This is a genomic window from Nonomuraea sp. NPDC026600 (genome assembly GCF_040638335.1).
GTDB lineage: Bacteria > Actinomycetota > Actinomycetes > Streptosporangiales > Streptosporangiaceae > Nonomuraea.
This window is the reverse complement of the sequence record NZ_JBEZYD010000054.1, coordinates 62,165-72,300: the sequence shown is the minus strand read 5'-3', so window position 1 is coordinate 72,300 and position 10,136 is coordinate 62,165. Positions and strand designations below refer to the sequence as shown.

The window sequence follows — 10,136 nt, the reverse complement described above, 5'->3', positions numbered from 1 at the left end:
ACACGATGGTGCTTCTCCCCCCGAAGAAGTGGGTGTCCCCACAGGTCACTTGTTTCCCAGAAGATCACTCCTTACACACCTGTAGAGATACCCCCCGGCCCGCCTGGATCAGGCGAGGACCTTCGCTCGGCAACGGACGAATCGCTGAGGATCATTGATATTGCGGTGCACGGGTGTGCAGCCTTCGGCGGCCGAATGTGGATGATGAGCGTATGACCGAACGTGATGCACCGCCGTGTGTCCGCGTACGACCTCGGATGTCGTTTGGCGTACGACCTCACGTGTCGGTGGGTTCCAGCGTGATCAGTCTGTCACGGATGGTGTCGATGGTTGTGGATCGGGGTTGGTGAGTCGGTCTTTGAGCCGCCAGCTGGGGCCGTTGATGGTGATCACGTCGCAGTGGTGGAGGAAGCGGTCGAGGATGGCGGTGGCCAGGACTTCGTCAGTGAAGACGTGTCCCCATTCGCTGAAGGCTTTGTTGCTGGTCAAGATGATGGAGCCTTTCTCGTAGCGGCGGGCGATCAGTTGGAAGACGAGGTTGGCGTCGGTGCGGTCGAGGGATAGGTAGCCGACCTCATCGATGATCAGGAGGGCCGGGCGCAGATAGGAGCGGATCTGCCAGGCGAGTTTGCCTTGGACATCGGCGAGGCGGAGTTTGCCGACGACGTCGTCCAGGCTGGTGAAGTAGACGCTGTAGCCGGTTTGGCAGGCGGCGACGGCCAGCGCGACGGCCAGGTGGCTTTTGCCGACGCCGGGTGGGCCGAGCAGGGCGATGTTGGAGCGGGCTTCGACGAAGCCGAGGGTGGCCAGGTCGCGGATTTTGCGGACGTCCAGGTCGGGTTGGAAGGTGAAGTCGAAGTCGTCGAGGGTCTTGTGGTGGGGTAGTCCGGACAGTTTCAGGGCGTTGCGGAAGCGGCGCCCGTCTTTGACGCCGGCTTCTTCGCCGAGGGCCAGGTCGAGGAAGTCCAGGTAGCCCATTTGGGCGTCTTCGGCGCGTTTGATGAGGTCGGGGACGGCCTCGGCGAGGTGGGCGAGGCCGAGTTTGGTGGCGGTGTCGCGGATGCGGGTGGTGATCAGTTCGCTCACGATCGTCTCCTTGGTGCTGGTGCTGGTGCTGGTGCTGGTGGGTGGTGGGGTGGGTGGCTCCGGTCCGGTATCACCGTGTCGACGGCCAAGGCGGGGTAGGGACATGCGGTGAATGGATGGTCCGGAGCCACCCGGAGGTGATCGGTGGTGGTCAGGTGTTGGGCTTCAGCAGCCGGTGGAGTTTGAGTGCTTGGGTGCCGAGTTCGTCGATGATGTAGGCGGTGTCGCAGCTGCGGTGGAAGGCGGCCAGGTCGGCCAGGACGTTGTCGCCGCAGTGCAGGAGCCAGTCCTCCATCAGGCTGGTCAGCCAGGCCAGGTCGTGCAGCTCTGTCGGGTGGATGGGCAGGCACTCGGCCAGGTCGGTGGCGTTCAGCAGCGTTCCGTCACGGCGCTGGTAGGGCGCGCCCTGGGCCGGGTTGCGGGGTGTGGGGTGGGTGTTCATCGGGGGCCGTCCTGGTCCCACGCGGTCAGGAACGCCGCCCGGTCGTAGTCGCCCAGCGGGCGATGGGCCACGGTGGTGGCCGCGGCGGGGTTACCCGCCAGCAGCGCGGTCAGCGGGTTCGGCTCATCGACAACGACCCCGGACGCGCCGCCGGATGCGCCGCCGGATGCGCTGCCGGAGCGGGTGCCTGGGTGGGTGGGGTGGTCGATGACGGTGGCGCGGGTGTGTCCGTCGGGCAGGCCGTCCCAGTGGGCGGCATCGACCATCCATGAGCCTCGGCGTGGCGCGCGGGCGTGGATGGCCAGGATCTGGCCGCCGTCGGCTTGCAGGGCGTGGATGGCGATGGTGTCGGCGCAGGCGCGGATCTGCACGCGTTGTCCGGCGGCGACGTTGCGGGCGGGCACCGAGTAGAGGCTGGCTTCGAAGGAGACCAGGCAGTCCTTGCCCACCCGGCGCAGGTGGTGGTCGGCGACCACGTAGGGCAGGTCGGGCAGCGGGACCAGCGCCGCTCGGTCGGCGTGGGCTCGAGTGGCGATGATCTGGCCGTGGGTGCGGTGGATCTGGGCGCGGCGGATCGGCAGCCAGGTGGCGAACGCCGCATTGATCTCCTGCAGGCTGTCGAAGCAGCGGCCTGCCAGGACATGCCGGCGCACGATGTCGACTTGGCGCTCCACCCGGCCCTTGCCGGTGGGCCGGTAGGCGGCCAGCGGGTCGATGGTGAACCCGTAATGTGCGGCGAACGCGGCGGCTTCGGGATGCAGCGGCACCGCCTGGCCCGGGGCGACATGACGTTTGACCACCGTCTTGGTCCGGTCGTAGACGATCGCGCCCGGCACCCCGCCGAAGTGGGCGAACGCCCGCCGATGGGCGTCGAAGAAGGTGACCAGGTCGGTAGCGGTGGTGAACAGGCAGAACGGGTCACGCGAGTACGACAACGTCATGTGGAAGGAATAGACCTTCCGCGCTCCAGCAGGCCTCCTTCCTCGCCCCAGTCCACCTGGGCCTGCGCCCCGGGGGTGACCTCGAAGCGGCGGTGCAACCCCCGCATCCGCTCCGCCTGCACGTCGGTGCCGGACTCCGCGCCGATCCGCGGCCGGGCCTGGGCGACATACATTTTGACCCGCTGGTAGCTGTGGGTGAAGCCGTACTCGGCGACCAGCCGCTCATGGATGGTGGCCGCCCGGATGGTCAGGTCGGCGCGCAGCATCGCGTCCACCACCCCCACGTAGGGGTCGATGACCTGCGGCTGGCTGCCCTTACGCGACGGCGCCCGCGGCGGTGTGGCAGGGGCGTCGCTGCGCAGGTACTTTTTGACGGTGCGCCAATCCACACCGCACGCCTCAGCGATCTCTTTATAGGTGGCGCCCGCCTCATGCAGGGCGCGGAAGCGTCGTAGGTCCATCCAGGACTCCTGATCCAGGATCATGAAGGTTGTCATCCTTCGGGTTTGTCTGCTTGGCCGGCCGACAATCCGAAGGATGATCAACTTCGTGGCGAGAAACAGCTCAACTCGCCGGAGCCCCACCTACACGTGAGGTCGTACCAACACCGTCATCCGAGGTCGTACGCCGACACCGTGGCATGCTGTCGCTCCTGCGGACGTCGTCCGCTTGCTTGACGTGGACCCGGCTGCGGGTCTGTCGGCGCAGGAGGTGGTCAGACGGCTGGAGCGTCACGGCCCCAACCAGCTTCAGGAGGCGGTGCGGGAACCTCGGTGGCGGGCGTTCCTGCGGCAGTTTCAGGACCTGATGATCGTGATCCTGCTGATCGCCGCCGCGGTCAGCGTCGTGGTGGTGCGTGATTGGGAGACCCCTGTCGCAATCGTTGTGGTGGTGCTGCTGAACGCGACCATCGGCTTCGTCCAGGAATCCCGCGCCGCGGCCTCGCTGGAGGCGTTGCGGAAGATGAGCGTCACCACCGCGACGGTGCGGCGGGACGGCCGGATTGCGCGCCTGGACGCCACATGGCTGGTTCCCGGTGACGTGGTGGTGGTGGAGGCCGGCGACTGGGTGCCGGCGGACGGGCGGCTGCTGTCCTCGGCCTCCTTGGAAGTGCAGGAGGCCGTTTTGACCGGCGAGGCGCAGGCGGCTGCCAAGTCCGCTACTGCCCGAGTCGAGGAGCAGGCGCCGCTGGCCGATCGGGTGACGGCTGTGTTCATGAACACCGCGGTCACCCGGGGTCGGGGGGAGATGCTGGTCACCGCCACCGGCATGGCGACCGAGACCGGCCGAATCGCTGACATGCTCACCGAAGCCAAAACCGAACCGACCCCGCTTCAACGTCAGATCGACGCTCTGAGCCGGACCCTGGCGCTCATCTCCGGGGTCGTGGTCGTGATCGTGGCCGCGCTGGGTCTGGTGCGCGGGCAGGAGTTCGGGGTGCTGTTCGTCACCGCCGTCTCGCTGGCTGTAGCGGCCATACCGGAGGGGCTGCCGGCGGTGGTCGCGTTCACCCTGGCGATGGGGACGGGCCGGCTCGCCAGGCGAGGCGCCATCGTCAAGCGGCTGGCATCGGTGGAGACCCTCGGCAGCACCTCCCGGATCTGCACCGACAAGACCGGCACGCTGACGCTGAACCAGATGACGGCGCGGGAACTGGTGCTGGCCGCGCGGCGTTTCACCGTGTCCGGCCATGGATACTCCATCGAAGGGCGGATCCGCTCCACCGACGGTGAGCCGCCGCCGCCGACCTTGGATCAGGCGTTGATCGCGATGGCTCTGTGCACCGACGCCGTTCTCCGCGACGGGGAGGTGGTCGGCGACCCTACCGAGGCGGCCCTGGTAGTGCTCACGGAAAAGGGCGGCATCGATGTCGCGGGCCTGCGCGAAGAGCGCCCGCGCCTGGTTGAGATCCCGTTCGACTCCGACTACAAGTTCATGGCGACCTTTCACCGCTGGGCGGGCGATGGTGATCGCCCGATCGTGCGCTGCTTCATCAAAGGCGCGCCGGACGTTCTGGCGGCGCGGGCCACGCACTATCTGGGCCCGGATGTGATCGCTGAATTCGACCACGCGGTCAGACAACGCTATGACCAGGCGAGCGCAACCCTGGCCGAACAGGGCAGGCGGGTGCTGGCCGTGGCAGGACAGGACTTCGCCGCCGAGGGCTTCGAGGCCGGTGATGACCCCAAAAGGCTGCTCGACCGGATCGTGCTCATAGCCCTGATCGGCATCGTTGACCCGCCCCGGCCGCAGGCACGGCAGGCGATAAGCCAATGCCACGACGCGGGGATCCGGGTCCATATGATCACCGGTGACCATGCGGTGACGGCCGCGGCCATCGCCCGCGACCTCGGCATCCCGGGTCAGTCCGTCAACGGCACGGACCTCGACCGGATCGAGGACGACGCCGAACTGGCCCGCTGTCTGGATGACGTCGGTGTCGTCGCACGGGTGTCACCGGAGCACAAGATCCGGATCGTGCGGGCCCTGCAGGCGAGCGGAAACGTGGTCGCGATGACCGGAGACGGGGTCAACGATGCGCCGGCACTCCGCAAGGCCGACATCGGCATCGCCATGGGACTCACCGGAACGGAGGTGACCAAGGAGGCGGCGACGATGGTGCTCACCGACGACAACTTCGCCACGATCGTCAACGCCGTCCGAGAAGGCCGCGGCATCTACGACAACATCGTGAAGTTCGCCCGCTTCCAGGTCTCGACCGCCTTGGGCTTCGTCCTGACGTTCCTGGTCACCTCGCTGACCGGCATCGCCGGCGGAGCCCCGTTCACCGCATTGCAGATCCTCTTCGTCAACTTGGTCATGGACGGGCCGCCGGCGATGTCACTCGGCGTCGACCCGGCCAGCCCGGACGCCATGAACCGCCCGCCGCGCCCGGCCCGCGAACCCATCCTCACCCGGCAGCGCCTGATCCGGATCCTGCTGGCCAGCGCAGTCATGGCTGCGGGCACCGTCGCAGTCCTGGCCTTGGCCCCCGGGCCGGAGCCGCGACCGGGGCACGCCAGCGTAGCGGGCACGATGGCTCTGGCCACCTTCGTGTTCTTCCAGGCATTCAACCTCCTGAACGTACGACACCCCACCCGCACCCTGTTCAGTCGCGAAACCCTGCACCATGCCAACCCCTTGATCGCAACGCTTGCGGTCGTCATCCTGCTGCTGCTCATCGTCGAGTCCGACGGCCTGCACGGCTTCTTCACCACCACCGACCTCACCGCCCAGCAGTGGCTGGCCTGTCTGGCGGTCGGGTCGACGATTCTGTGGGTCGGCGAACTCGTCAAAGCCCTGCTGCGCGCCCGCCATCGCCTCGCGTGAGGAAGACGCGTCGCCGGGGGCACGGGTTGTTCGCCATCAGCACTGGGATCTAAGGGGTTTGCGGGGCTGTGATCCGCCGGGGCCGGGATTCTCGGCAGTCACTCCTGGGCAATACGTTGTTCTCGGAAGGTGCGGTGTTGCCGGCGATGGCGTCGGGCCTGGGGCGTACGACGCCGGGGCAGGCGGGCCGCGATCGGCGGGCAAAGCCCGAATGGGGACGGTACAGGCGGCATGCCTGACAGGGAGTAGATAGGGCTGATGGTGGAGATCGAGCAGACGGCGTTGCCGGGCATCGGGTTGCGGCATGAGTTCACCACGCGATCCGGGCGGCGCATCGGGATCGTCTCCCACCGCACCGGCCGCCGGCGCCCACCCCGACCTCGGCCCCCTGGCCGCCGCCTACGTGCTGATTCTGGCCGCGTTCAGGCCGCTGGCCGCCCGCCTGGTCCAACCGTGGATCACCGCGATCGCCAAACGCACGTCAACGTGACCCGGCCCTAAAGGACCGGGTTGGAGGTAGGGCACCAGCGGCCACCCGTCCGGTACCACCGCTGAACGATCGCGCGGTGCACCCGAACCGATACCCAACCGAGCCTGCGTTTGCGACCTGCCCCAGCCGACCATGGGTCATGGCAGCTTCGGCGCACCGGTTCGAGCGGTGGGCGGCCACCTACGACAAGAGCTTGATCGCCGCCCTGGCCGATCCCGTGCATACCGCAGTCCTGACCGCCCATCATCACCTGCCCCACCCCCGCCACCTACTCGACCTCGGCTGCGGCACAGGCCGCCTGCTCCGCAGGGCGGCCGACCGCTTCCCCACGACGCACCTGATCGGGTTGGATGCCGCCCACGCCATGCTCACCGTCGCCTACCGCACCACCCAGCTCCAAGGCAGTCCCGCGCTGGGGCGGGCCCGTGCCGAGCAGTTGCCGTTTCCCGGCGCCAGCCTCGATATCATCACCGCGACCCTGACCTGCCGACACTGGCACGATGTCCGCACCGGTCTGGAGGAGATCGCCCGTGTCCTGGCCACGGGAGGGGTGTTCGTCTACGCCGACATACATCCACCGGCGCCTCGGCGTCGCTGGTGGCGGCGCTGTGAGACGAGCGGCTGGCATCTTCTGGACCAGACGACGGGCATGCACGTGATCGAAGACCGACCTGTTCCCGGCTGCGGCACCCTGTTGCCGTGCCGCCTACTGGTGGCGGGCCGTTCCTGACATGGTTCTCAGGTCGGGTCGCCCGGGGGAATTGCGCCCCTGGGCGATCCGACCTTAGCCTCCGGAATCTAAGGCCAGACTGATCGGCAAGATCCCGGCTAGTTCAGACAACCGCAGCAGTACATCACCCATCGTCATCAGCTCTAGGACGTCGCCGGACCGGTTCACGTCCGTACGGTTGAGCGGGCTCCGGCGGGCTGGCAGACAGAGCGGGAATCGGGCATGCTACTGGGTCGCCAGGCACGATCGTGATCGGGCTTCCATGGTGAAGGATCGATATCGGTCCACCGTCGGACAGTGTGTAGGTGGCGGTGTCCGGTTCGATGATCACGCTCAGCCGACGTCGGCGTGGGGCGAGGCTGAAGGCCAGCCGAGTCAGCCCGTCGGGGAGCCGCGGTGCGAAGGCCAGGCGACCGTCCCGGTGACGCATCCCGGCCAGGCCGGCGACCAGAGCGGTCCAGGTGCCGGCCAGGGCGGCGATGTGCAAGCCGTCGCGGGTGTTGTGTTCCAGGTCGGCGAGGTCCATGAGGGCGACCTCGGCGAGGTAGTCGTAGGCCAGTCGCAGGTGCCCGACTTCGGCGGCGATCACCGCTTGGGTGCAGGCCGACAGTGAGGAGTCTCTGACGGTGAGCCGTTCGTAGTAGGCGAAGTCGCGGGCTTTGTCCTCGGCGGTGAAGGCGTCGCCGCGCCGGTAGAGGGCCAGCACGAGGTCGGCCTGCTTGACCACTTGCTTGCGGTACAGGTCGAAGTAGGGGAAATGTAGCAGCAGGGGGTACTGCTCGGGCGTGGTGGCGGCGAAGTCCCAGGCCTGATGTCCGGTGAAGTTCTCGGCTTGCGGGTGGACGCCGAGTTCCTCGTCGTAGGGGATGTACATCGCCTCGGCCGCATCCCACCAGTCGGCTGTCTCCTCCTGGCTGATGCTCAGCTCATGGGCGCGGTCCGGGTATCGGCGGGCGGCGTCGGCGGCGGCGCGTAGGTTCTGCTGGGCCATCAGGTTGGTGTAGACGTTGTCATCGCCGAGGGCGCTGTACTCGTCGGGGCCGGTGACCCCGTCGAGGTGGAAGCGGCCCCGAGCGTCGTGGTGGCCCAGGGAACGCCACAATCGTGCGGTCTGGGTCAGCAGTTCCAGGCCAGCGGTGCGTTCGAAGGCGTCGTCTGCGGTGGTGTCGACGTAGTGGACGACCGCATCGGCGATGTCCGCGTTGATGTGGAAGGCGGCCGTGCCCGCCGGCCAGTAGCTGGAGCACTCTTCGCCGTGGATGGTCCGCCACGGGAACGCTGCTCCGCGCAGTCCGAGTTGCCGGGCGCGTCTGGTGGCCATCGGCAGCGTAGAGTGCCGCCAGCGCAGGGCGTGTGCGGCGGCGTCCGGGAGGACGTGGGTGAGTACGGGAAGCACGAAGGATTCGGTGTCCCAGAAGCAGTGCCCGTCATAACCGGGGCCGGTCAGACCTTTAGCAGGGATCGCCCTGCCTTCGGCGCGTGCCCCAGCCTGCAGCACATGTAGCAGGGAGAAGCGCGCCGCCTGCTGGATCTCGCTGTCACCGTCGATTTGCACGTCGGCGCGGGCCCAGAACGCATCAAGGTAGGTGCGCTGTTCGGTGAGCAGGCCATTCCAGCCGGTCGCCACGGCCCCCGCCAGCGCCGCGTCACATTGATCGCGTACGGCGAGTAGCGAGCGGGAGCCCGACCAGCCGTAGGCGACGAACTTGACCAACCGCAGGTGATCCCCCTTCTCAAGCGACGCTGTCACCGTCACCCGGCCAAGATGGTCGGAACTTTCGGCGTGAACCTGGGTATCGGGCGGCCCGTCGATCAGATGGTCCATGGCCGAGGCGATGCACAGGCCGCTGTGCCGGGTCGAATGAACCAGCCCAGCGCGGGCGTCCTTTGCCGAGTGCTCCCTGCCCACCAGCGGAGCCTGCAAGACCGCGGTGACCCGAGGGTCACCGCCGGGCGCGGGCAGCGGCTCGTTCGCCACGAGTTCGGACTGCACCACCAGCCGCACCGGCCCTTCCAACGGCTCCACGTCGTAGCAGATGGCCGCGATCGAGCGCTGCGTAAGGGACACCAGCCGAGTCGAGGAGACCCGCACCGCGCACCCGGACGGCGAAACCCAGTCGGCGCGGCGACGTAGCGCTCCAGCGCGGAAATCAAGCACCTGCTCATGCGAGCGCAGCTCACCGTAGCGGACATCGAACGGTTCGTCGTCGACCAGGAGGCGGATCAGCTTGCCATTGGTCACATTGATCACCGTCTGCCCCGACTCCGGATACCCGTAGCCCGGTTCTGCGTACGGCAGCGGCCGCAGTTCGTAGACGCCGTTGAGGTAGGAGCCGGGCAGGCCGTGTGGTTCCCCCTCATCAAGGTTGCCTCGCCAGCCGATGTGGCCGTTCGACAGCGCGAAGAGCGATTCGGTCTGCGCGAGCACGGTCAGGTCCAACTCGGTGGCCCGCAGGGACCACGGCTCGCAGGGGAAGGCCGAGTGATTGATCACGGACGGTCCAGCAGTTCGGCGAAGCCGGCCACCACCACATCGGCGCCGTGCGCGGTGAGCTGGTCGGCCTGCCCGGCCCGGTGGACTCCGACCACGAACCCGAACCCGCCATTCCGCTTGACTGCGACTCCCGCGAGGGCTTCCTCGAACAATGCGGACTCTGCCGGGCTGACCCCCAAGGCACGCGCGGTGGCCAGAAGCCGAGCCGGTGCGGGCTTGCCCGCGAGATGATCCCGTTCCGCAGCGAGCTCGTCGGCGCGCTGTTCGAACAAGTGCTTGATTTCGGCGGCAATGGGGGCGTCCCGGCAATTCGTACTGGAGGAGACCACCCCCCGGCGCAACCCTAGAGCCCGATCAGCCTCGACGGAGCGGCGCGATCTGGCGTAGGCCTGCAGCCTCCCCTGTCGAATCCGGCACAACATGATCTCGTTCTTCTTGTGGTTGCCCAGCCCCTGCACCGTCGGGGCGCTGGGTGGATCGCTCAGATCGCCTTCCGGCAAGGTGATGCCTCGGGAGGCCAGAAAAGACCGTGTGCCATCGGCGCGGGGCTTGCCGTCCACATAGTCGTGATAGTCCTGCACGGGATCGAAGGCCACGACACGCTCCCCCTCTGCTGAGCACGT

At 67.7% G+C, this 10,136-nt stretch carries 9 protein-coding genes; 3 read left to right on the top strand and 6 right to left on the bottom strand.

Going from position 1 to position 10,136, the window contains the following annotated elements:
* Positions 1-303 precede the first annotated feature (303 nt).
* The 4 genes from istB to AB0F17_RS60225 all read right to left on the bottom strand — a co-directional run bounded on the left by istB (position 304) and on the right by AB0F17_RS60225 (position 2,954).
* Entirely contained in the window at positions 304-1,086 is a 783-nt protein-coding gene (gene istB, locus AB0F17_RS60240; protein ID WP_358044570.1) for an IS21-like element helper ATPase IstB, read from the bottom strand.
* A gap of 151 nt (positions 1,087-1,237) precedes the next feature.
* Positions 1,238-1,528, bottom strand: coding sequence for a hypothetical protein (locus AB0F17_RS60235; RefSeq protein WP_358044568.1), 291 nt, complete (start codon positions 1,526-1,528; stop codon positions 1,238-1,240).
* Entirely contained in the window at positions 1,525-2,469 is a 945-nt protein-coding gene (locus AB0F17_RS60230; RefSeq protein WP_358044565.1) for a DDE-type integrase/transposase/recombinase, read from the bottom strand. Before AB0F17_RS60230 ends, AB0F17_RS60235 begins: the two co-directional genes overlap by 4 nt.
* Entirely contained in the window at positions 2,466-2,954 is a 489-nt protein-coding gene (locus tag AB0F17_RS60225) for a hypothetical protein (RefSeq protein ID WP_358044562.1), read from the bottom strand. The genes AB0F17_RS60230 and AB0F17_RS60225 overlap by 4 nt, the downstream gene beginning before the upstream one ends.
* A gap of 127 nt (positions 2,955-3,081) precedes the next feature.
* Here AB0F17_RS60225 and AB0F17_RS60220 point away from each other — a divergent pair, with 127 nt between their 5' ends.
* From AB0F17_RS60220 to AB0F17_RS60210, 3 genes are all read left to right on the top strand, one after another.
* The gene (locus AB0F17_RS60220) at positions 3,082-5,799 is read left to right on the top strand and encodes a cation-translocating P-type ATPase (protein ID WP_358044579.1); all 2,718 of its coding nucleotides are present in this window, start codon (positions 3,082-3,084) and stop codon (positions 5,797-5,799) included.
* A gap of 304 nt (positions 5,800-6,103) precedes the next feature.
* Entirely contained in the window at positions 6,104-6,289 is a 186-nt protein-coding gene (locus tag AB0F17_RS60215) for a hypothetical protein (protein WP_358044559.1), read from the top strand.
* 139 nt (positions 6,290-6,428) lie between these two features.
* Entirely contained in the window at positions 6,429-7,019 is a 591-nt protein-coding gene (locus AB0F17_RS60210) for a class I SAM-dependent methyltransferase (RefSeq protein ID WP_358044556.1), read from the top strand.
* 124 nt (positions 7,020-7,143) lie between these two features.
* On the opposite strand, the gene AB0F17_RS60205 is transcribed toward AB0F17_RS60210, so the two are convergent.
* Positions 7,144-9,513 carry a glycosyl hydrolase family 65 protein gene (locus AB0F17_RS60205; RefSeq protein ID WP_358044553.1) on the bottom strand — a complete coding sequence of 790 codons (2,370 nt, stop codon included), beginning with the start codon at positions 9,511-9,513 and terminating at the stop codon, positions 7,144-7,146.
* Positions 9,510-10,109, bottom strand: a complete 600-nt coding sequence (locus AB0F17_RS60200) for an HAD family hydrolase (RefSeq protein ID WP_358044551.1) — start codon at positions 10,107-10,109, stop codon at positions 9,510-9,512. The genes AB0F17_RS60205 and AB0F17_RS60200 overlap by 4 nt, the downstream gene beginning before the upstream one ends.
* Positions 10,110-10,136: the final 27 nt, after the last annotated feature.

Coding starts and splice junctions, on each gene's coding strand:
- AB0F17_RS60210 (WP_358044556.1), top strand. CDS start 6,429: ATGGCAGCTTCGGCGCACCGGTTCGAGCGGTGGGCGGCCACCTACGAC.
- AB0F17_RS60235 (WP_358044568.1), bottom strand. CDS start 1,528: ATGAACACCCACCCCACACCCCGCAACCCGGCCCAGGGCGCGCCCTAC.
- AB0F17_RS60225 (WP_358044562.1), bottom strand. CDS start 2,954: ATGATCCTGGATCAGGAGTCCTGGATGGACCTACGACGCTTCCGCGCC.
- AB0F17_RS60230 (WP_358044565.1), bottom strand. CDS start 2,469: ATGACGTTGTCGTACTCGCGTGACCCGTTCTGCCTGTTCACCACCGCT.
- AB0F17_RS60215 (WP_358044559.1), top strand. CDS start 6,104: ATGAGTTCACCACGCGATCCGGGCGGCGCATCGGGATCGTCTCCCACC.